Origin of the sequence: Paracoccus sp. SY, from assembly GCF_002901215.1 — a bacterium.
Taxonomy (GTDB): Bacteria; Pseudomonadota; Alphaproteobacteria; order Rhodobacterales; family Rhodobacteraceae; genus Paracoccus; species Paracoccus acridae.
In genome coordinates, this window is the sequence record NZ_NWMQ01000017.1 from 50,312 (window position 1) to 71,656 (window position 21,345).

At 67.6% G+C, this 21,345-nt stretch carries 19 protein-coding genes and 1 pseudogene; 6 read left to right on the top strand and 14 right to left on the bottom strand.

The window, feature by feature from the left end; all coding sequences use genetic code 11:
* Positions 1-11 precede the first annotated feature (11 nt).
* The gene (locus CK944_RS13535) at positions 12-959 is read left to right on the top strand and encodes an ABC transporter substrate-binding protein (RefSeq protein ID WP_103173595.1); all 948 of its coding nucleotides are present in this window, start codon (positions 12-14) and stop codon (positions 957-959) included.
* A gap of 21 nt (positions 960-980) precedes the next feature.
* On the opposite strand, the gene CK944_RS13540 is transcribed toward CK944_RS13535, so the two are convergent.
* From CK944_RS13540 to CK944_RS13570, 8 genes are all read right to left on the bottom strand, one after another.
* Complete coding sequence (locus tag CK944_RS13540) at positions 981-1,880, bottom strand: DMT family transporter (RefSeq protein ID WP_205049033.1); 900 nt, start codon at positions 1,878-1,880, stop codon at positions 981-983.
* A 114-nt stretch (positions 1,881-1,994) separates the two neighbouring features.
* Positions 1,995-2,168 carry a hypothetical protein gene (locus tag CK944_RS23215; RefSeq protein WP_158247999.1) on the bottom strand — a complete coding sequence of 58 codons (174 nt, stop codon included), beginning with the start codon at positions 2,166-2,168 and terminating at the stop codon, positions 1,995-1,997.
* Positions 2,169-2,277: 109 nt separating this feature from the next.
* Positions 2,278-3,354 carry a PLP-dependent cysteine synthase family protein gene (locus CK944_RS13545; RefSeq protein WP_103173614.1) on the bottom strand — a complete coding sequence of 359 codons (1,077 nt, stop codon included), beginning with the start codon at positions 3,352-3,354 and terminating at the stop codon, positions 2,278-2,280.
* Between the two features lie 58 nt (positions 3,355-3,412).
* Positions 3,413-4,939 (bottom strand): UxaA family hydrolase, encoded by a 1,527-nt coding sequence (locus CK944_RS13550; protein WP_103173596.1) that lies wholly within the window; start codon positions 4,937-4,939, stop codon positions 3,413-3,415.
* 210 nt (positions 4,940-5,149) lie between these two features.
* A complete protein-coding gene (locus tag CK944_RS13555; protein WP_103173597.1) occupies positions 5,150-5,899 on the bottom strand; it encodes a peptidoglycan-binding protein in 750 nt (249 codons plus the stop codon).
* A 77-nt stretch (positions 5,900-5,976) separates the two neighbouring features.
* Positions 5,977-6,909, bottom strand: a complete 933-nt coding sequence (locus tag CK944_RS13560; RefSeq protein ID WP_103173598.1) for a DMT family transporter — start codon at positions 6,907-6,909, stop codon at positions 5,977-5,979.
* Positions 6,910-7,012: 103 nt separating this feature from the next.
* On the bottom strand, positions 7,013-9,151 hold the full coding sequence (locus CK944_RS13565) for an HAD family hydrolase (RefSeq protein WP_239986071.1): 2,139 nt from the start codon (positions 9,149-9,151) through the stop codon (positions 7,013-7,015).
* A 19-nt stretch (positions 9,152-9,170) separates the two neighbouring features.
* Entirely contained in the window at positions 9,171-10,862 is a 1,692-nt protein-coding gene (locus tag CK944_RS13570; protein ID WP_103173600.1) for an alpha/beta-hydrolase family protein, read from the bottom strand.
* Between the two features lie 133 nt (positions 10,863-10,995).
* Between CK944_RS13570 and CK944_RS13575 the strand changes: the two genes are divergently transcribed.
* Positions 10,996-11,499: a lipocalin family protein gene (locus CK944_RS13575; RefSeq protein WP_103173615.1), complete on the top strand. Its 504-nt coding sequence runs from the start codon at positions 10,996-10,998 to the stop codon at positions 11,497-11,499.
* Between the two features lie 7 nt (positions 11,500-11,506).
* Here CK944_RS13575 and CK944_RS13580 read toward each other — a convergent pair whose 3' ends face one another.
* The 4 genes from CK944_RS13580 to CK944_RS13595 are packed head-to-tail and all read right to left on the bottom strand — an operon-like array spanning position 11,507 to position 16,585.
* Positions 11,507-12,037: a sarcosine oxidase subunit gamma gene (locus tag CK944_RS13580; RefSeq protein WP_103173601.1), complete on the bottom strand. Its 531-nt coding sequence runs from the start codon at positions 12,035-12,037 to the stop codon at positions 11,507-11,509.
* A gap of 11 nt (positions 12,038-12,048) precedes the next feature.
* Positions 12,049-15,030, bottom strand: a complete 2,982-nt coding sequence (locus CK944_RS13585; RefSeq protein WP_103173602.1) for a sarcosine oxidase subunit alpha — start codon at positions 15,028-15,030, stop codon at positions 12,049-12,051.
* Positions 15,027-15,320 (bottom strand): sarcosine oxidase subunit delta, encoded by a 294-nt coding sequence (locus CK944_RS13590; protein ID WP_103173603.1) that lies wholly within the window; start codon positions 15,318-15,320, stop codon positions 15,027-15,029. The genes CK944_RS13585 and CK944_RS13590 overlap by 4 nt, the downstream gene beginning before the upstream one ends.
* A gap of 11 nt (positions 15,321-15,331) precedes the next feature.
* Complete coding sequence (locus CK944_RS13595; protein WP_103173604.1) at positions 15,332-16,585, bottom strand: sarcosine oxidase subunit beta family protein; 1,254 nt, start codon at positions 16,583-16,585, stop codon at positions 15,332-15,334.
* A 103-nt stretch (positions 16,586-16,688) separates the two neighbouring features.
* On the opposite strand from CK944_RS13595, the gene CK944_RS13600 reads away from it, so the two are divergent.
* Complete coding sequence (locus CK944_RS13600; protein WP_103173605.1) at positions 16,689-17,687, top strand: GlxA family transcriptional regulator; 999 nt, start codon at positions 16,689-16,691, stop codon at positions 17,685-17,687.
* A 74-nt stretch (positions 17,688-17,761) separates the two neighbouring features.
* Here the strand turns inward: CK944_RS13600 and CK944_RS13605 are convergent, their stop codons facing one another.
* Together CK944_RS13605 and CK944_RS13610 are read right to left on the bottom strand one after the other, a co-directional pair.
* Positions 17,762-18,787 carry a GlxA family transcriptional regulator gene (locus CK944_RS13605; protein WP_103173606.1) on the bottom strand — a complete coding sequence of 342 codons (1,026 nt, stop codon included), beginning with the start codon at positions 18,785-18,787 and terminating at the stop codon, positions 17,762-17,764.
* A 131-nt stretch (positions 18,788-18,918) separates the two neighbouring features.
* Complete coding sequence (locus CK944_RS13610; protein ID WP_103173616.1) at positions 18,919-19,674, bottom strand: IclR family transcriptional regulator C-terminal domain-containing protein; 756 nt, start codon at positions 19,672-19,674, stop codon at positions 18,919-18,921.
* 104 nt (positions 19,675-19,778) lie between these two features.
* Between CK944_RS13610 and CK944_RS13615 the strand changes: the two genes are divergently transcribed.
* From CK944_RS13615 to CK944_RS13625, 3 genes and pseudogenes are all read left to right on the top strand, one after another.
* Entirely contained in the window at positions 19,779-20,513 is a 735-nt protein-coding gene (locus CK944_RS13615) for a 3-oxoacid CoA-transferase subunit A (RefSeq protein ID WP_103173607.1), read from the top strand.
* Positions 20,510-21,181: a 3-oxoacid CoA-transferase subunit B gene (locus CK944_RS13620; protein WP_103173608.1), complete on the top strand. Its 672-nt coding sequence runs from the start codon at positions 20,510-20,512 to the stop codon at positions 21,179-21,181. Before CK944_RS13615 ends, CK944_RS13620 begins: the two co-directional genes overlap by 4 nt.
* A 1-nt stretch (position 21,182) precedes the next feature.
* Positions 21,183-21,345 (top strand): annotated as a pseudogene (locus tag CK944_RS13625) (3-oxoadipyl-CoA thiolase); the annotation flags it as partial.

The following is a 21,345-nucleotide window of genomic DNA, read 5'->3' on the forward strand; positions in this document are numbered from 1 at the left end:
GAGGGAAACACATGAAGCATTTCGTATCGGGACTGGCACTTGCCGCCGCACTGGCGGCGCCCGCATGGGCGCAGGACGGGGAAACCAAGGTGATCGGCGTGTCGATCCCGGCGGCGACCCATGGCTGGGCGGGGGGCATGAACTATTTCGCGCAGGCCACCGTGGACCGGCTGGAGGAAACCTATCCCCAGCTTGACTTCGTCCTGGCGACGGCATCCGACCCCGCCAAGCAGGTCAACGACATCGAGGACATGGTGGCCACGCGCAACATCGACGCCCTTGTCGTGCTGCCCTTCGAATCCGAGCCGCTGACCGGCCCGGTCCAGAACGTCAAGGCATCGGGCGCCTGGATCACGGTCGTGGACCGGGGCCTGTCGCAGGAAGGGATCGAGGATCTGTATGTCGCGGGCGACAACCCCGGCTTCGGCCGTGTGTCGGGCGAATTCATGGCAAGCGCCCTGCCCGAAGGCGGCAAGATCGTGGTGCTGCGCGGCATCCCGACGACCATCGACAATGAACGTGTCGAAGGCTTCCAGGCCGCCATCGAGGGCAAGAACATCGAAATCCTGGGCATGGAGCATGGCGACTGGAACCGCGACAAGTCCTTCACCGTGATGCAGGACTTCCTGTCCAAGCACCCGCAGATCGACGCGGTCTGGGCCTCGGACGACGACATGGCCGTGGGTGCCCTGGGCGCCATCGAGGCGGCAGGCCGCGACGACATCAAGTTCGTCCTGGGCGGCGCCGGCATGAAGGAGATGATCAAGCGCACCATGGACGGCGACGCGATGATCCCGGCCAACGTCACCTATCCCCCGTCGATGATCGCCACCGCCATCGAGATCACGGCCGTGGGCCTGGTGTCCCAGGCGCCAGTATCGGGCGATTTCATCATCGGATCGGTGCTGGTCACGCCGGAAAACGCCGAAACCTATTACTATCCCGACAGTCCGTTCTGATCGTAAAGGGGCGCGGCCCTCTCAGGGGGCCGCGACCGCAGCGGACTTGCGCCGTTCGGCCATCACCGCCTGGAAATTCGACAACAGGATGATGCCGCCGCCCAGGAAGACCCACAGGTCGATGGCTTCCGCATAGAAGTAATATCCCACGACCGCCGCCATGGGCACGCGCAGGAAGTCGATGGGGATCAGGATCGACGCGTCCAGCCGCTTGAGCGCCTGCGCCTGGCAATAATGCGCCGCAAGCGCGCCCACGCCCGCGACCAGCATCCAGGGCACGTCCGTCACCGCGACGGGCCGCCAGTCGGTCAGCGCGGCGATCAGGCCCAGCGGCAACTGGATCAGGATCATCCAGACCACGATGGCGCCGGGCGAACAGTGCTGCGTCAGCCGTTTCACCAGGATCAGCGACAGCCCGTAACCCGCCGCCGCGATCAGCACCAGGACCGCTGCCGGATCGACCATGCCGATGCCGGGCCGCACGATCACCATGACCCCGACAAAGCCGCCGACCGTCGCCAGCAGGCGCGGGCCGGTCAACCTTTCGCGCAGCAGCAGCCATGCGAACAGCGTCACCCAGATCGGCATGGTGAATTCCAGCGCGAAGACCGAGGCCAGCGGCAGCATCACGACACCGATTGTCCAGAAATACTGCGCGGTGAAATGGATCACGTTGCGCGCCAGGTGCAGGCGCAGCTTGGCGGCGCGGCGCACCTCGGGGAACAGGGCGCGGCCTACGGCCAGGATCACGAACAGGCCGACAAGCGCGCGGAAGAACAGCACCTGCCGGATCGACAGGGTTTCGGCCATTTCCCGCGACCCGACCGACATGCCGATGAAGGCGGTCATGGACAGGGCCATCCAGATCAGACCCTGGGCAAAGTCGGACCGAACGGCTGGGGTTGTCGTGCTGCTGGTCATTCGGTCCCCCGGATTTCAAACCGCCGGACCATAGGCCGGATCCTTGGCCGGTTGAAGGCCGGAAAGACAAAAGGCCCGCCAATGGCGGGCCGGATCGTCGGATTTCCGCGGCGGTCAGGCGCGCGACATCGCGGTCATGGCGGCACGGGTCGGTTCGATCCCCAGGCGGCGCAGGTCGGCCACAGCGGGCGCATGATGCAGGCGCACGGCGGCCGAGGCGGAAATCGCGGCATCCATCACGTCCAGGAACGCGCGGATGCGGCTCAGGGCGGTGCGGAGGGCGGTCATGGTCAAACTCTCTTTCTGTCCTTGGTTGACAGGACAGAGATGGGCCCGCCCCCGCCTTGCCGCAATGCGGCATCTGCGCACACCCGCCTTGCAGCGGGTGCAGGGATCGTCAGCCCATCCGGTATCCGGGGGTGGATTCGGACAGCGCGCGCTCCTCATCGTCCATGTCCTCGGCGAAGGGTTCGAACAAGGGCGTGGACAGATAGCGTTCCCCGGTGTCGGGCATCATCGACAGGATGACGGTGCCGGGTTCGGCCTTTTCGGCGATCCGCATCGCCACGGCAAAGGTGGACCCGCCCGAGACGCCAGTCAGGATGCCTTCGCGCGCGGCCAGCTTGCGCGCCCAGTCCATCCCTTCCGCCCCCGGAATGGGGATCAGGTCGTCATAGCCCTTCTTGTCCAGGGCTTCCTGCAGCACCCAGGGGATGAAGTCGGGGGTCCAGCCCTGGATCGGATGCGGCTCGAAGGCCGGGTGGCTGGCGGCGGGGGCATGGTCGGGGCCGCGATCCTGCGGGGTGCCGCTGCTGACCAGGGCGGCGTTGGCGGGTTCGGTCAGGATGATCTTCACCTCGGGCCGTTCGCGGCGCAGCACGCGCGACAGGCCGCTGACGGTGCCGCCGGTGCCGTATCCGGTCACGATGTAATCCAGCCGCTGCCCCGCGAAATCGCCCAGGATCTCCTGCGCGGTGGTGGATTCGTGGATGTCGGCATTGGCCTCGGTCTCGAACTGGCGGGCCAGGAACCAGCCGTGCTTTTCCGCAAGTTCGACCGCCTTGCTGTACATGCCCGTGCCCTTCTGCGCCTTGGGCGTCAGCACCACCTTGGCGCCCAGCATCCGCATCAGCCGCCGCCGTTCGACCGAGAAGCTTTCGGCCATGGTCACGACCAGGGGATAGCCCTTCTGCGCGCAGACCATGGCAAGGCCGATGCCGGTATTGCCGCTGGTCGCCTCGACCACGGTCTGGCCGGGCTTCAGGGCGCCGGACCGTTCCGCAGCCTCGATGATGTTGAGCGCCAGGCGGTCCTTGACGGATGCGGCGGGGTTGAAGAACTCGGCCTTGACATAGATCGTCACCCCTTCGGGCGCGAGGTTGTTGATGCGGATCACCGGCGTGTCGCCCACGGTGTCCAGGATGCTGTCGTAAAGCCTGCCGCGCCCCTTGGTCGTCCTGATGGTTCCTGACATGCCAACCCCCTTTGCAATCATATCGCCGGGCAGCATAGCACCGAACCCGGCGCGACCGCTACATCACCGCGCCGATCTGCCAGGGCACGAATTCGTTGCGGCCATAGCCCAGGTCTTCAGATTTCGTCTTTCGCCCCGAGGCCACGTCCAGGATCGTCTGGAAGATCTCGGCGCCCTTTTCCTCCAGCGGCACGCCGTCCACGATGTCGCCGCAGTTGATGTCCATGTCGTCCGGCATCCGCTGGAACAGCGGCGTGTTCGTCGCCAGCTTGATGGACGGCACCGGCTTGCAGCCATAGGCCGAACCGCGTCCCGTGGTGAAGCACAGCACATTGGCGCCCCCCGCGACCTGGCCCGTCGCGGCCACCGGGTCGTATCCCGGCGTGTCCATATAGACGAAGCCCTTGCGGTCGATCCGTTCGGCATAGCGATAGACCCCGCGCAGGGTGGACGTGCCGCCCTTGGCGACCGCGCCCAGCGACTTTTCCAGGATCGTGGTCAGCCCGCCCGCCTTGTTGCCCGGTGAGGGGTTGTTGTTCATCTCGCCGCCGCTGCGGGTGGTGTAATCCTGCCACCAGTCGATCAGATCGACGATCTTCTGGCCGATCTCGGGCGTCTCTGCCCGGCGGGTCAGCAGATGTTCGGCGCCGAAGATCTCGGGCGTTTCGGACAGGATCGCGGTGCCGCCCTGGCGCACCAGCATGTCGGCCGCGACGCCAAGCGCGGGGTTTGCCGTCAGGCTGGAATAACCGTCCGATCCCCCGCATTGCAGCGCCAGCGTCAGTTCGGATGCCGGAACCGCCTCGCGCCGCGCCCGCGCTGCCACGGGCAGCAGGTCGCGCAGGCGTTCCACGCCCGCCTCGATGGTGCGGCGGGTGCCGCCCGTGTCCTGGATGGTCAGCGACTGGAAATGATCCCCTTCGGCGATGCCATAGGTTTCCTTCAGCCGGGCAATCTGGAACACCTCGCATCCCAGTCCCACCAGCAAGACGGCGGCGAAGTTCGGGTGGCTGGCATAGCCCCATTGCGTGCGCGCCAGCAGGTCATAGCTTTCGCCCTTGCTTGCCATGCCGCAGCCCTGGCCATGGGGCAGGGCCACGATGCCGTCGATGTCGGGGTAATCGTCCAGCATCCCCGACCGCACCGCCTGGTCGGCGATGTAGTCCACCACGGTCGCCGAACAGTTCACCGACGACAGGATGCCGATATAGTTGCGCGTGCCCACGCGCCCGTCGCCTCGGCGGAAGCCCTGGAAATGCGCCGGAACCTCGCCCTGGCGCAGGCCCTCGGGCGGGCGGGCCTCGGAGGCGAAGGCATAGTCGCGTTCGAAATCGCCGCCCATGGTGACGTTCTGTTCATGGACCCAGTCGCCCGGCGCGATGTCGGTGCTGGCAAAGCCGATGATCTGGCCGAACTTGCGGACGGGCGCGCCCTGCGCGATGGGGCAGGCGGCGACCTTGTGGCCGCGCGGGATCCGGCGAAGGGCACGGACGGCCCCTTCGACCGGCGTGCCGGACGGCAGATCCGCAATCGCCACGACAATGTTGTCGGCGTCGTTCAGGCGCAGGATCTGCGGCTTGGTCATGGCTGGCATCCCTCTGGTGTCCCGACCCTGCCGGGGCTGTGCGACCCGAGGAGGTTTAGCGCAAACGAAGGACGATATCCACCTGTCCTGAGAGGCGGATCCGCATTGGCAGAGCCAAACGGCACAGGCCTATCCGGTTGCGGTGCAAGGCTGGCAAAACGCGTCCTGCACCACAATCGGGGCCTAAGGAGGCTAGGCGTCGGACAAGCCTTAGCGCAGCAGGCTGTCGGCCTGCGATGCCGTCAGATAGCCGGTCGCCTGAAGCCCGTTCGCCTGCTGCCAGGCGGCGATGGCGCCGCGGGTGCCGCGTCCGAAGACGCCGTCGATGCCGCGCGTGTCATAGCCCTGCCGCGTCAGGCTGGCCTGAATGGCGGAACGCTGCGACCGGCTCAACCCCAAGTCGCCCTCGGCCCCTGCTGCGCCCACGCCCGACGCGCTGCCCGACGTGGTTTCCGATACGCGGGTGCCGCCCGAGGTGCCGCCCGTGCCGCGCAGGATCTCGTTCGCCTGCGCGGTGGTCAGCGATCCGGTCTGCGAATAGCCCCGGTCGCGCTGCCACAGGGCAATGGCGCGACGGGTGCCCGGCCCGAAATTGCCGTCCGCGCCATTGGTGCTGTAGCCCAGGGCGTTGAGTTGCTGCTGGATGCTGACGCGCTGCTGCCGGCTCAGCTCGCTGGTGTCGCCCTGATAGGGGTCGTCGCGCGTGGCTGTCGTCCCGCCCAGGCGGGCGATCTGGTCGCGGGCCTGCTGGGCATAGCGTCCGCTGGGGAACTGCTGAAGATAGGTCTGATAGCTGCGCAGCGTGCCCTGGCTTTGGGCCTGTTCGAAGGCGGCGCGATCCTGTTCGATGGACAGGTATTCGCGCGCGACGCCGCCCACAATATCGCCCAGATCCTGCGCTGCGGCCGGTGCGGCCAAAGATGCGGCGACAAAGGCCGCGGAAAGCATCGTCCTGACCATGGATAATCTCCTGTGTCTGCCCCTTTCGCGGGGCGCCGGGGATATAGCGCGGACAGGGCAGTCCGGGTTCCGGCGGATTATCCTTGCAGCATCATGGCCTTGCGCTGCCTGCTGCGTTCCAGCCCAAGCTGGCGTTCGCGCCAGATGATCATGATGCCCGCCAGGATCACCAGGGACGCGCCGATCAGCACCACGCGAGCGGGCGCCTCGCCGAAGACATACCAGCCGATCGCGATCGCCAGCAGCATCGACACATATTCGAAGGGCGCCACCAGCGAGGCATCGGCAAAGCGATAGGCCGAGGTGAGCAGGATCTGCGCCATGCCGCCCAGGATGCCGCTGCCGACCAGCAGCATGGCGGTGGTGGCGTCGGGCCAGACCCAGCCGAAGGGCAGCGTGGCAAGGCCCAGGATCGTCGAGGTGAAGGAGAACCAGAACACGATGGCCGAGGTGCGTTCCTCCTGCACCAGCTTGCGCACGAAGATCTGGGCCAGGGCCGATCCGGCCGCGCCGCCCATGGCGACGACAGCGCCCAGCATCCGATAGGGATCGGCATCGGCGTCCAGACGCAGTTGCGGGGACAGGACGATCAAGACCCCGGTCAGCCCGATCCCCACCATCGACAGGCGGAACAGGCGCACGTCCTCGCCCAGAAACATCGCCGCGAAGATCACCACCAGAAGCGGCGCGGCATAGCCGATGGCCGTCACCTCGGGGAAGGACAGCAGTGCCAGGGCCCAGAAGTTCAGCGCCATGGCGACAGTGCCCACGACACCGCGATAGACGTGGCCCATGGGCCGCACGGTGCGCAGGCCGACGCCCAATTCGCCCCGAAGCGCCAGCCAGATCAGGATCACGGGGATGGCGAACAGCGACCGGAAGAACACCTGCTGCCCCGCCGGGACCGCAGCGGTTTCCGAGGTGGACTTGATCATCGCGGCCATGACCGTGAACACCGCCACGCTGGCGCATTTCAGCAGGATCCCCTGCATCGGGTTCTGATGGGGCATGGTGCGCACCGCTTGTCGGATGGACCCTGGTTAGGCCCGGGCGCGAAAGGTCGCAAGGGGCGGTTTGCAGATCATGCAGATCGCGCGGGCGGAACGCGCAGGGTCATTCCGCCGGGATCACCTGCGCCGGTTGCGGCTGGATCAGGCCGAAATGGGCCAGCCCTTCCAGCACGCCCGCCGCATGGGCACGGCTGGCGCGGTAAAGTCCGGGGCGGTCGGCAAGCCGCAATTCGGCCCAGGCATTGCCCACGACGATGGCCCGACCCGCAGCCCCCAGCATGCAGGCGTCGTTGCCGCTGTCGCCGGCGGCCACGCAATCGGCCAGCGTCAGGCCCAGCCGCCGCGCCTCGAAGGACAAGGCGCCGACCTTGCCCGCGCGCTGCGGCAGGATGTCGATGAACCGCCCATGCGAGGGGATCACGCGCGCAGGCAGGCCCGCGTCCGCCAAGGCTTCCTGGACGGTCCAGGCCTGTTCCTCGGGGCCGGCAAGGCTGATCTTCCAGCGGCGCTGATCGTGGCCTGGCTGCCAGGTCAGGGGCATGGCGGCCAGAACCTCGCGGATCGCCTCGGGCTGCCAGTCATCGCCGATCCAGGCGGCATAGTCGGCGCAAAGCGCCAGCGAGCCGCGCCGGTCGGCCCGCCAGATCTCGGACCCGACCGAGGTGATCATCACCGTCGGTTCCGGCAAGCTCCAGTCGGCCAGGATGCGCCGCGCCTCGGGCAGGGAACGTCCGGTGGCGATCATGACCTGCTGGCGGCGCCCAAGGGCGTCCGATGCCCAGCGACCGAACATCGGGGCGGATCGCGGGCATCCGGTCAGCGTGCCGTCGATGTCGAAGGCAAGCAGCGATCGGGGCAGCGCCATGGGCCGCATCGGTGCCGCCTTGCGCGTCAGCCGTCGCGCGATCAGGGACACCCGCTCGGCCCAGGCGGCCCAGTCGAACTGCCTGTGGCGGTCGGCGGCATTCCTTGACATCCGCTGCCAGGCATCGGGGTCGCGCAGCAGGTGCAGGCAGGCATCGGCGATCCCGTCGGGGGAACGGGGGTCCACCAGGATCCCGTGGCCGATGGTCCCCAGGATTTCGACCGGCCCGCCGTTCCGCGTGGCCACCACCGGCAGGCCGAAGCGCGCGGCCTCGATCAGGGTCAGGCCGAAGGATTCGTGCAGCGCGGGATTGACGAAGACGCCGCCCTGCGCGGCGGCGCGGCGGTAAAGCTGCGGCACCAGCGTCGCGTCGTGGCGCGCGGGCAGCAGCACCTTGCCCGGCAAGGGCTGCGCCATCGACGCCAGTTCGGCCCGGACCGCCTGCTGTTCGGCGTCGGTCCCGTCCTGGCCCGCCAGGATGACTAGGTTCGCCGCCGCCTGCAACTCGGGCGATTCAAGATAGGCCTGCATCAGCCCGGCCAGGTTCTTTTGTTCCACCGGCCTTGCGATCGCCAGCAGGAAGGGCAGGTCCGGCCGGTCCAGCCCGTCTTGCAGCAGCCCGATGGCCTGGCTGTCGCGCATCGTCGCGGGCAGGCTGATGCCCGGATTGATCCGCCAGACGCGGCCCGTGCTGGCAGGGTCATAGGCGGCGATCCGGCCTTCGGCCTCGTCGCGGGAAGACGCCACGATCGCATCGGCCCCGGCGATCGCCGCATGTTCGCGCCGCAGGCGGTCGCGGCAGGCGGTGCCGTTCCGGTCCGTCATGCCCGGCTTGCCAAGGGTCAGCGAATGGGGGGTATAGATCAACGGAATGCGGAACCGCGCCCGTGCCGCCAGTCCCAGTTCGGCGGCATCGGCGAAATGGCAATGCAGGATGTCGGGCTTGCGGGGCAGGTGCGACAGCAGATCCAGGAAGGCGTCGGTCAGGGCGGGCAGTTCGGCCTCCAACGCCTGTCTGGTCAGATAGGCGGGCGAGGGGCCCTTCAGCCGCAGGATGCGCAGCTTGGGTCCGATCTGCTGGACCGGCATGGCATGGTCCGGCCCAAGGGCGCGGTCATGGAACAGCCGGGTCAGGATATCGACGCGCGTCACGTCGGGCAGGGTGGATTGCGCGGTGGCGGCGCCCAGGACATAGGCGATGTGGCCCCCCGTGTCTTGGGTCAGGCCGTATCGGATCGGTGGCTGCCTGATACAGCCACCAAGGGCGATGTGCATCACATACATCGGAACCTCGTTCGCGTGGTTGGCGCGGCGAAGGCCTGCGGCATCCGTCCTTGCGCCAGGGTAACGTGAGGCAGGGAACGGGGTTCCTGCCATGCGGCGAAGTTGCGCTAAGTTAATCCGCCGCCACGATGGCTTGGGCCTGGATCGCCTGGAAATGCCGGCGCAGGCGATCCAGCCCGGCCGCGTCCCAGCCAGGCGGCTGCGTAACGGCCAGCCAGGGCTCGATATGGTCGGTATAGGCATAAAGATGGCCATGGCCCATCGGCACGTCCAGCGACACCGCCATGTCGAAGGCCAGTTGCAGGAAGCTGACGATCGGATACCACTGCAGGTCCGCGGAGACGTCGGGTCCGCGCGGTTCGCTCATCCATCCGGGGGGGCGCCAGACCGATCCGGTGTCGAAGAACACGATGGGATCGCTGGCATATTGCAGATAGACGATGCGGATCCCGCCCCAGGCATCCTGCGCGGACAGGCCCCGACGGCCGTCCGTGAACCGCACCGTCTGGCCCCTGTCCATGCGCGGCAGCCATTCCGGGGATGCGGGATCGCGTTCGCGCACCAGCGTCTGCCACAAGGGGCTGACGAAGGGCGGCCCCACCCACAGGGCGCCGGCGAAAGGCTGGTCGATCATCTCGGACAGGCGCAGCGATTGCTGCGAACTGTAGGCCCCCAGGCTGAGCCCATAGAGATACAGCCTTGGGCGTTCCTCCTCGGGCAGGGTCAGCCAGTGGCGGTAAACGGCGTTGAACAGCGCGCGTCCCGCCTCGGCCGAATATTCCGGCTCGACCAGCAGCGAGATCCAGCTTTGCAGATAGGAATACTGGATCGCCACCGTCGCCACGTCGCCCCGGTGCAGGTATTCCAGCGTCGTCATCGCCGCCGGATCCAGCCAGCCGGTGCCGGTGGGCATCGCCACGACCAGGATGGAACGCCCGAAGCCGCCGATGCGGTCAAGCTCGGCCACGGCCAGGGCGGCGCGATCCTCGGCCGTGTCGGCGGCGTTCAGGCCGACATAGGCGCGCAGGGGTTGCATCGCCGGTCCGCCGCTGACGGCGGCGATGGCCTCGGCCGTGGGGGTGGTGGCGATGTGGTTGCGGCCTTCGCGGCCCAGATCCTCCCAGGCGACAAGGGATGCGGGGCTGCCTGTCCGCAAGGGATCCGTGGGTGGCTGGATGTCGGGCGGAATCACGGCGTCAAGCGCGCGGGCGGATGTGTCGGCGGTGCGGATGAAGCCGCTGAACAGCACGCCGTTTGCCAGCGACCACAGCAGCACGGCCCCAAGGATCAGGCCCAGAAGATGCGCCGCCCTGCGCGGCACCACCCGCGCGATGCGGGCGATCAGGCGGCGGACGAACAAGGCCGCCAGCTTGCCCAGCACCAGGATCACGGCAGCCACCACCAGGGCCGTGGCGCCGATCATCAGCGGCAGTCCGGGGGGCGCAAGCTCCATCCCCATGGCCGCGCGGATCCCGTTCTGCCAGTCGGCCGCCCGCCACAGGAACCACCCCACGATCAGGGCCGCGATCACCGCCGATGCCCCCAGCAGCCACCGGCCCCTCGGCCCCTCGATCAGCGGCAGATCCAGCGTGACCCAGATCCACCGCAGCAGCACCGCCACGCCGTAACCCGCCGCGAAGCAGACCCCGGCAAGCGCGCCCTGCACCCCTTCACCGCGCGGGATCAGGCTGGGCGTCAGCGATGCCGCCATGAACAGCGCGCCCAGGACCAGCCCCACGCCCGAGACGTTCCCCGCGATCCCGTGAAGGATGCGTCCGGGCAGGATCCGTCGCTGTCTGGTCATGGGCCATCCCTTGCCGCCTTTCCCCCGAAAAAGCATCCATCGGGGCAGGGGCGTCAAGTCCCGCGCCGGACGAGCCCTGCGAAACCTTGCCGGGATGTCGGGGTTGACCCTGCAACACGCACAGGAGGTTTCCATGTCCGCAACGCCCAACACCGTCGCCCATGTCGATCTGGACCGCTATCTTGGCACCTGGTTCGAGCTTTGCCGCCTGCCGCTGAAATGGGAACCGGACGGCGCGCGGGATGTCACCGCGACCTACAGCCTGAACGACGACGGCACCATCCGCGTGGACAACCGCTGCCTGGACGAGGACGGCAAGCCCACGCAGGCCTTGGGTCAGGCCAAGCCCGTCGATGACAGCAATGCGCGCCTGACGGTCAGCTTCCTGCCGGAATACCTGCGCTGGATCCCCTTCACCAAGGGCGATTACTGGATCCTGCGCCTGGCCGAGGATTATTCCGTGTCGCTTGTGGGCACGCCCGATCGCAAGAACCTGTGGCTGCTGGCGCGCAGCCGCGATCTGCCGCAGGCCGCGCGCGACGATTACCTGGCGACCGCGCGGGCCGAAGGGTTCGACCTGTCCGCGCTGATCACCCCGGCGCAAAGCGGCAAGATGGTGGAAATCCCGCCCTCCTGATCGGGGCCTAGAGCCCCGCCGCGATTTCCCCCTGAACCTGGGACAGCAGCGACCGGACATGCGGGACGAAGCTGCGCCAGATGTCCATGCGGAAATCGGTCGGGCCGTCGCGCCACAGGATCACGGTGGCGCTGTCGAAGACGGTGCGCGCGGCCGAACCCACGGGCATCGCCGCGACATTGCGGGGGCAGCAGGCCGCCAGCAGGTCCAGCACCGCGGGACCGGACAGGCGCAGCGTGATTTCCCGGTCGCTGATGTCCACCAGGCTGTGCGGCGCGGTGGCATAGACGGCGCACGCGGGGCTGGCCAGATCCGTTCCCTCGGGCGCGGTGATCAGCCATTCGTCGGGGCCAAGGCACAGCGCCTCGGTTCCCCCCGCCACCTTGCAGGCACCCACGCGGGTGGGCAGGTCCAGCCCAAGCGCCTGGCCCAGGGTCGCGCGATGCGCCGGCTTGACGCGCAGCGACAGGCGCAGGGCGGGGGCCAGATCCTCGACCACCACGGGCGAGGCGTCGAACTGATGCTTCTGGTTCGTCATCGCGTGGCTCCTTACGCTTTCAGCCGCGTGTTGTCGGGGTCATAGAACACGGTCGAGGTGACGCGCGCCTTGCGCACCCCGTCCGGCATGGGGATGAAGACCGTCTCGCCCATCTTGTCGAACCCGCCCTCGATCACCGCCATGGCGATGGGATGGCCCATGGTGGACTGATAGGACGAAGTGACATGGCCCACCATCTTCATGGGCTTGGGCTGGTTCGGATCCAGCACGATCTGCGCGCCTTCCTGCAGCAGGCTGCCGTCCTCGGTCAGCAGGCCCACAAGCTGCTTGCGGCCCTTGGCTGTGATGTCGGGGCGCGACAAGGAACGCTTGCCCACGAAGTCCTTCTTGGCCTTGCCGACCGCCCAGTCCAGGCCCGCATCGGCGGGCGTCACCGTGCCGTCGGTGTCCTGGCCCACGATGATATAGCCCTTCTCGGCCCGCAAAACGTGCATGGTTTCCGTGCCATAGGGGCAGATGTCATAGGGCTTTCCAGCCTCCATCAGCGCGGTCCACAGGGCCAGGCCGTGGCGGGCGGGGACGTTCACCTCGAAGCCGATCTCTCCGGTGAAGGACAGGCGGAACAGGCGTGCGGGCAGGTCTGCCACGGTGCATTCGGCGCAGGACATGTGCGGGAAGTCGTCCCAGTCCACGCCCTGGACCAGCGGCTTCAGCATCTTCAGCGCGTTCGGCCCGTTCAGCGCGACGGTCGCCCATTGTTCCGTGGTCGAGGTCAGCCAGACATCCAGATCCGGCCATTCGGTCTGGAGGTAGTCCTCCATCATCGTCAGCACGCGGGCCGCGCCGCCGGTGGTGGTGGTGACGTGGAACAGATCGGGTGACAGCCGCCCGATGACACCATCGTCGCGGATGAAGCCGTCCTCGCCCAGGAGCAACCCGTAGCGGCAGCGGCCGGGGGCCAGCTTGGTCCAGGGGTTGGTGTACATGCGGTTCATGAATTCGACCGCATCAGGGCCCGCGACCTCGATCTTGCCCAGGGTGGATGCGTCGAAGATCCCCAGGGACGCCCGCGTGGCCTTGCATTCGCGCAACACGGCGGCATGCATGTCCTCGCCGGGTTTGGGGAAATACCAGGCGCGGCGCCATTGGGCGACGGGTTCGAAGACGGCGCCATTCGCCTCGGCCCAGGGGTCGATGGGCGTCTTGCGGGTCAGCTGGAAGGTCTCGCCGCGCAGGTATCCGCAGAAGGCCCCGAAGCTGGTCGGCGTATAGGGCGGGCGGAAGGTCGTCAGGCCCACCTGCGGCGGCGCCTTGCCCAGGGCATCGGCGGCGATCATCAAGCCGTTGATGTTCGACATCTTGCCCTGGTCGGTCGCCATGCCGTTGGTGGTATAGCGCTTGACGTGTTCGATCGACCGCATCCCCTCGCGCACGGCCAGGCGGATGTCCTTGGCGGTCACGTCGTTCTGGAAGTCGATGAAGGCCCGCGCCTTGCCCGCATTGCCGTCGGTCGGCAGTTCGGTATGGCTGACCCCGGTGCCGGGCCGGTCGTTCGCCACGGTGAAACGCCCCTCGTGGCCCGCACGGCCCAGGCCTTGCAGCGCGCGCAGGCCCGCAGCCGCGCCATCCGCCAGCACCGCCTGATAACCCCAGAGGCCCCGGCCCGCGCCCGCGATCTCGCATCCCTCGGTCTTGCGGTCGGGCAGGAAGGTGTTGCCGTCCGCGTCCCAAGCCAGCGAACCCTTGGTGTGCGAAAACAGGTGCAGCGAGGGCGTCCAGCCGCCCGACATCAGCAGGCAGTCGCAGGCGATGTCGCGGCCCCTGCCGACATGGGTGCCCCGCACGGGGGCGGCGCGGACGGATTTCACCCGCAGCCGGCCCTTGGTGGTGGTGACGGTATGGCCCGCCAGCACCTCGATCCCGCGCTTGCGGGCGCCCTCCAGCAGATCGGGGCGCGGGGTGTCGCGCGTGTCGATGATCGCCGCGACGCGGGCGCCGTTGTCGGCCAGGTCGAATGCCGCGTACCAGGCGCTGTCATGGCTGGTCAGGACGGCGGGACTGTCGCCCACCTTGACGCCGTATCTGTGCAGATAGGTCTGCGCCGCGCCCGCCAGCATCACGCCGGGACGGTCGTTGCCGTCGAAGACCAGCGGCTTTTCCAGCGCGCCCTGCGCCAGCACGACCTGGCCCGCGCGCACCCGCCACATGCGTTCGCGGGGCGCGCCCTTGGGCGGGTTGTCCAGGTGATCCGTCAGCCGCTGGCAAAGGCCAACCATGTTCTGGTGGTAATAGCCGATGGCCGTGGTCCGCGTCATCAGCCGCACCCCGGCGGCCCGCAGGCGGCCCAGTTGCGCATCGACCCAGTCCCAGGCGGGCTTGCCGTCGATCTGGACGGCCGGGTCGGACAAAAGCGAGCCGCCCATTTCCGGGTTTTCATCGACCAGCGTCACATCCGCGCCCGACTGCGCCGCAGCCAGGGCCGCCGCGATCCCCGCAGGCCCCGCGCCGACGATCAGCACGTCGGTATGCAGATAGCGGCTGGCATAATGGTCGGGATCGACTTCCGTGGGCGACTTGCCCAAGCCCGCCGCGCCCCGGATCACGGGTTCATAGACCTTGTCCCAGAAGGACTTCGGCCACATGAAGGTCTTGTAGTAAAAGCCTGCCGAGAACAGCATATAGGCCCGGTCGTTCACCGCGCCGATGTCAAAGGACAGGTTCGGCCACTTGTTCTGGCTTTCCGTGACCAGGCCCGCCCGCAGTTCCTGCACAGTGGCGCGGGTGTTCGGCTCGAACCGACCTGCGCCCCGGCTGGTGCCGATCAGGGCGTTCGGCTCCTCGGACCCGGCGGTCACGGCGCCGCGCGGGCGGTGATACTTGAAGGACCGGCCCATCAGGTGGACGCCATTGGCCAGCAGGGCGGAGGCCACCGTATCGCCGCGCAACCCGCGATAGGTCTTGCCGTCGAAGGTGAAGGACACGGGCGCGGAATGATCGACGCGGCCCTTGCCCGGAATGCGAAAGCGGCTCATTCGGCGGCCTCTTGGGTCAGGGTGGGACGGGCTTCGCCCGCCTTGTAGGTCATCAGGAAACGGTCGCTGACCGTGTCGCGCAGGGCGTTGAAGAAGCGTCCGCAACTGACATGGCGCCAGCGTTCGTAATGGGGCCCGCGCGCATTGGTGCGGATGAACAGGAAGTCGCGCCATTCCTCGTCCGACAGGGCCGACGGATCGGCGGGACGCGCGATATGCGCCTCGCCTGCATAGGTGAATTCCAGCTCGGGCAGGGTGTCTTCGCAATAAGGGCAGTGGATCAGCAGCATGGGCGGGTTCCTCAATGCGCGACGGCAGCGGCGGCGGCTTCGTCGATCAGCCGGCCGGTGGTGAAGCGTTCCAGCGTGAAGGGCGCGTTCAGCGGATGCGGTTCGTCCTTGGCCACAGTGTATGCCAGCAGATGCGCCGCCCCCGGCGTGGCCTTGAAGCCGCCCGTGCCCCAGCCGCAGTTGACGTAAAGGCCCTTGATGGGCGTCTTGCCCAGGATGGCGGACCGGTCGGGGGTCACATCGACGATGCCGCCCCATTTGCGCAGCATCCGCATCCGCGTGAAGATCGGGAAGACCTCGCAGATGGCGGCCACGGTATGCTCGATCAGCGGCAGGCCGCCGCGTTGGCTATAGCTGGTGTATTGGTCGGTGCCGGACCCGATCACCAGTTCGCCCTTGTCGGACTGGCTGATATAGGCGTGGACGGTGTTCGACATGACCACGCAGGGGAAGATCGGCTTCACCGGCTCGCTGACAAGCGCCTGGAGGGGGAAGCTTTCGAGCGGCATCCGCAGCCCGGCGCTGTCCATCACGACGCTGGTGTTGCCCGCCGCCGAGACGGCGACCTTTTTCGCGCGGATGAAGCCCTTGGCGGTATCGACGCCGATCACCGCGCCGTCCGGCCCGCGCCGGATCGCGTTGACCGCGCAGTTCTGGATGATGTCCACGCCCCGCGCGGCGGCGGCGCGGGCATAGCCCCAGGCCACCGCGTCATGGCGCGCCGTGCCCGCCCGCATCTGCAAGGCCCCGCCCATCACCGGATAACGCGCGTCGGGCGAAATGTTCAGCGGCGGGCAGAAGGCCTTGCATTCCTCCTTGGACAGCCAGCGGTTATCGACGCCGTTCAGCCGGTTGGAGTTCACGTGCCGCTGGAAGGACTGCACGTCATGGACGTTATGCGCCAGCATCAGCACGCCGCGCTTGGAATACATCACGTTGTAGTTCAGTTCCTGCGAAAGGCCGTCCCACAGATCCAGCGCATGGTCATACAGCTTGGCGCTTTCGTCATACAGGTAGTTCGACCGGATGATGGTGGTGTTGCGGCCCGTGTTGCCGCCGCCCAGCCAGCCCTTGTCGATCACCGCGACATTGGTGATGCCGTGTTCCTTGGCCAGGTAATAGGCCGCGCCCAGGCCATGCCCGCCCGCGCCGACGATCACCACGTCATATTCGGCCTTGGGCTGGCTGTCGGGCCATTGTTCGCGCCAACCCTTGTGGCCGTTGAGCGCCTGTTTGAGCAGCGAAAAGGCGGAAAAATGGGTCATGGCTGGCGAACCTTGCAGGGGCGAATCCGGTATGGTTCGAAACTGCCAGAAAGGGCCTGGTCATGACTGGATGGCTGCGCCAGGAAAATGTTATATTTGCGTCATGCGCGATACCGTTCTTCCCAAGCCCGATTCCCTTCGCCTGCGCGTCGGCTTTCTGCTGGCCCGGCGCTTCACGCTGTCGGCCTTCGCCAACTTCGTGGACGTGCTGCGGCTGGCCGCCGACGAGGGCGACCGATCCCGTCCGATCCGCTGTTCCTGGCGGGTGCTGGCGACATCGGGCCAGCCGGTGCAGTCAAGCTGCGGCATCGCCGTGTCGCCGGACGAGAAGCTGGGCGATCCGTCGCGCTTCGACTACATCGTCGTGGTCGGCGGCCTGATCGACGAGATCGAGCGGCTGGAACCCGAATACACCGCCTTCCTGCACCGCGCGGCCAAGGCGGGGGTGCCGCTGGTGGGCGTCTGCACGGGGGCCTTCATCCTGCACCGGGCGGGGCTGATGAACGGATACCGCTGCTGCGTCAGTTGGTTCCACCACGAGGATTTCCTGGAACAGTTCGACGGGCTGCGCCCGGTGTCCGACCGCATCTTCGTGGTGGACCGCGACCGGCTGACCTGTTCGGGGGGCGCCAGTTCCGCGCATCTGGCGGCCTTCCTGATCGACCGGCACATCGGTCGGGCGGCGGCGCAGAAAAGCCTGCACATCATGATCATCGACGAGGCGATGGCCGCCGACGATCCCCAGCCCGGCCTGCCGCTGGAATTGAAGTCCGACGACCCGCTGGTCCGCCGCGCCCTGCTGATGCTGCAGCAGAACATGGATTCGCCGCCCCCGGTGGCCGAGGTGGCCGCCCATCTTCAGGTCAGCCGCCGCAAGCTGGAACGCCATTTCGCCGCATCCCTGTCGATGTCGCCGGCCGACGCCTTCATGCGCATCCGCCTGTCCCAGGTGCGGATGCTGCTGTCACGCCCCGACCGCACCATCAGCCAGGTCGCCGCCGAAACCGGCTTTTGCGACGCATCCCACCTGATCCGCGTGTTCCGCGACACGGTCGGGATGACGCCCGAGCAATGGCGGAGGACCAGTCAGGTCCAAGCCTGATCCTGTCCCCGCCGCCACATGTCAGGCCCCAGGGTTGACCGCCATGTAGGGTGCGTGCTTGCACGCACCATGCCTCAGCTTGCCAGGGCCAGGACCGTGTCGGAACACCCAGGCAGCGCGACCACGGTCCCGGCCTTCTGCACCCCCCGTTCGCGGTATGGCGATGTCCCATAGCGTTCCCGATAGCATTTCGAGAAATGCGAGGAACTGGAGAACCCGCAGGCGATGGCGATCTCGATCAATGGCAGGTCGGTGTTCAGCAGCAACTGCCGCGCGCGGGTCAGGCGGGCTTCCAGGTAATAGCGTTTCGGGCTGCGGTTCAGATACCGCATGAACAGCCGTTCCAACTGGCGGGTGGACATGCCCGCATCGGCCGCAAGCCGCGAGGGGCTGACGGGGTTTTCCAGGTTCGCCTCGATCCGCGCCACCACGGCGGCCAGGCGGGGATGGCGGATGCCGATGCGGGTGGCGATGGACAGCCGCTGGTGATCGCGCCCCGTGCGGATCGTGGTATGCAGCATCTGGTCGGCGATCTGGGACGCCAGATCCGCCCCCTGCGCCTGGCCGATCACATGCAGCATCATGTCGATCGAGGATGTGCCGCCCCCCGCCGTCAGCCGCGCGCCGTCATCCACAAAGACCTGCCGGTGCAGATCGACCTCGGGGAAGGTTTCGGTGAAGGAATCGTGGTTTTCCCAATGGATCGTGGCGCGCCGCCCGTCCAGCAGCCCCGCCTTGGCCAGCACATGCGCGCCCGTGCAGACGGCGCCCAGCGTCACCCCCGCCCGGGCCTGCCTGCGCAGCCATGCCAGCACCGGCCGCGTCGCCTGCGCGGTGATCGCATCGCCCCCGCAGACGATCACCACATCGTCGCGGCCCAAGGCGGCATCATCGTCGAGCCCGCCGTCCAGCCGGATCTGCGATCCGTTGGAACAGGTGGCGAATCCGCCCCCGGCCCCGATCAGGCGCCAGTCGTAAAGCTGGGTGCCGGCCATCTTGTTGGCCAGGCGCAGGGCATCCAGTGCCGCAGCGAAGGGCAGCATGGTGAAGCGGTCCAGAAGCAGGAAGGTGAAGCGCCGGGGGGTGGAAGACTGTGCCATGGATTACCTATCGCGCGACGCTGCGGACGTTACGTGACGCAGCGTGCCAGAGAGCGCCGCCGCCGGGATGGATCTTCGCGACAAAATGATATGAGGCTTGCGGCACGGCCCCAAGACCTGGCCTGGGGCAGCTAGCGCAGCACGCGCCGCAGCCCGTCCTGCACCTTCAGAAGCGGCTCCAGATACAGCCGGGCCAGATCGGCCGCCTCCGCCTGGACCGCCGCGACGCCGGTATTCAGCGCCGCCACGACGCGGCCATGCACGGAAAAAAGCGGCACGGCGATCGACCGCAGGCCCAGTTCGACCTCCTGGTCGATGACCGCGTATCCGTCGCGGCGGGCGGCATCGACGCGGGCCATGATCTCGGCCGGGTCGGTCAGGCTGTGGGGGGTGCGCGGGGTCAGGTCGGACGCCTCGACGATGGCGCGGGCCTCGGGGGCGGGCAGGGCCGCCAGCAGCACCCGCCCCATCGACGTGCAATGCGCGGGCAGGCGCGATCCGGGCATCAACCCGATGGACATGACCCGCCGCTGCGCCGCCCGGGCCAGATAGACGATCTCGGTCCCGTCCAGGATCGACACGGATGTGGACTGGCCGATCCGGTCCGACAGCTGGTCCAGCCAGGGCTGCACCATCTGCGCCAGGGGCATCGCGGCCAGGGCCCCCATGCCCAGCCGCAGCACGCGGGCGGTCAGCGTGAAGAACTTGCCGTCGTAATCGGCATAGCCCAGCTGATGCAGCGTCAGCAGGCAGCGCCGCGCCGTGGCGCGATCAAGCCCGGTGGCGTCGGATACATCGGAAATAGACATGCGGGGGTGTTCGGCGCGAAACGCCTCGATCACGCGCAGGCCCTTGGCAAGAGATCCGATGGTGTCCTTGTTCGCCATGCGCACGGAGTCGACCGCGTTGCGAACAAAAGTCAAGATGCGCACGAAAAGCCTGTGCAGCATGGCGCGCCGGATCTAAGGGCGAAGGAAACGCAGGAGGATCCATGGACAAGCGCATTGCGACCCTGGCCCAGGCCGTGGCCGACATTCCAGACGGCGCATCGGTCATGATCGGCGGTTTCGGCGGATCGGGCGCGCCGATCGAACTGATCCACGCCCTGATCGACCGTTACCTGGCGACCGGCAGCCCCCGGAACCTGACCATCATCAACAACAACGCGGGCAACGGCCATGTCGGCATCGCGGCCATGATCGAACAGGGCATGGTCGCGAAGATGGTCTGTTCCTTCCCCCGGTCCGCCGATCCCCGCGTCTTCACCGACAAGTACCTGGCCGGAGAGATCGCGCTGGAACTGGTCCCACAGGGCACCCTGGCCGAACGCATCCGCGCGGGCGGGGCGGGGATCCCGGCCTTCTATACGCCCACGGGCTTCGGCACGGATCTGGCCAAGGGCAAGCCGGTGGCGGAGTTCGACGGGCGCAGCTATGTCCAGGAGCGCTGGCTCAAGGCCGACTTCGCGCTGATCAAGGCGGAAACCGGCGATCATCTGGGCAACCTGACCTATCGCATGGCCGCGCGGAACTTCGCGCCCCTCATGGCGATGGCTGCGGCGCGCACGGTGGTGCAGGTCAGCCGCGCGGTGGAACCCGGCGGCATCGACCCGGAGGAGGTCGTCACCCCCGGCATCTTTGTGGACGCCATTGTGACCGTTCCCGACCCCGCGCAGGAAGAAGACCTGAACCGCGCCAACGCGCATCATCCAAAGGTGACGGCATGACCGCCAAGCTGACCAATGCCCAGATCGCCTGGCGTGCCGCCCAGGACATCCAGGACGGCGCCTATGTGAACCTGGGGATCGGCTTTCCTGAAATGGTCGCCCGTTTCCAGCCCCCCGGCCGCCAGGCGATCTTTCACACCGAAAACGGCATCCTGGGCTTCGGAGAGGCCCCCGCGCCGGGCGAGGAGGACTGGGATCTGATCAACGCGGGCAAGAAGGCCGTGACGATCAAGCCCGGCACCGCCTTCTTCCACCATGCCGACAGCTTCGCCATGGTGCGGGGTGGTCACCTGGACGTGGCGATCCTGGGCGCCTATCAGGTGGCCCAGAACGGCGATCTGGCCAACTGGTCCACGGGACCGAAGGGCGTGCCCGCCGTAGGGGGCGCGATGGATCTGGTCCATGGCGCGAAACGCGTGGCGGTCATCACCGACCATGTCACCAAGGACGGAAAGCCCAAGCTGGTGGAGGCTTGCGCCTTGCCGCTGACCGGGGTGGCCTGCGTCACGCGCATCTATACCTCGCTGGCCGTCGTGGACATCAAGGGCGGGCATTTCGTGCTGCGCGAAAAGCTGGCGGCGCTGTCCTTCGACGACCTGCAATCCCTGACCGGCGCGCCCCTTCACCTGGATGGCGACGTGGCCGAGTTGATCGTCCCCGAGGTTTGAGATGACCCACGCCTATCTTTGCGACTACATCCGCACGCCGATCGGCCGCTTTGGCGGCGCGCTGTCCTCGGTCCGCGCCGACGACCTGGGGGCGGTGCCCTTGCGGGCGCTGATGGCGCGCAACGGGGGCTTGGACTGGGGGGCGGTCGATGACGTGATCTTCG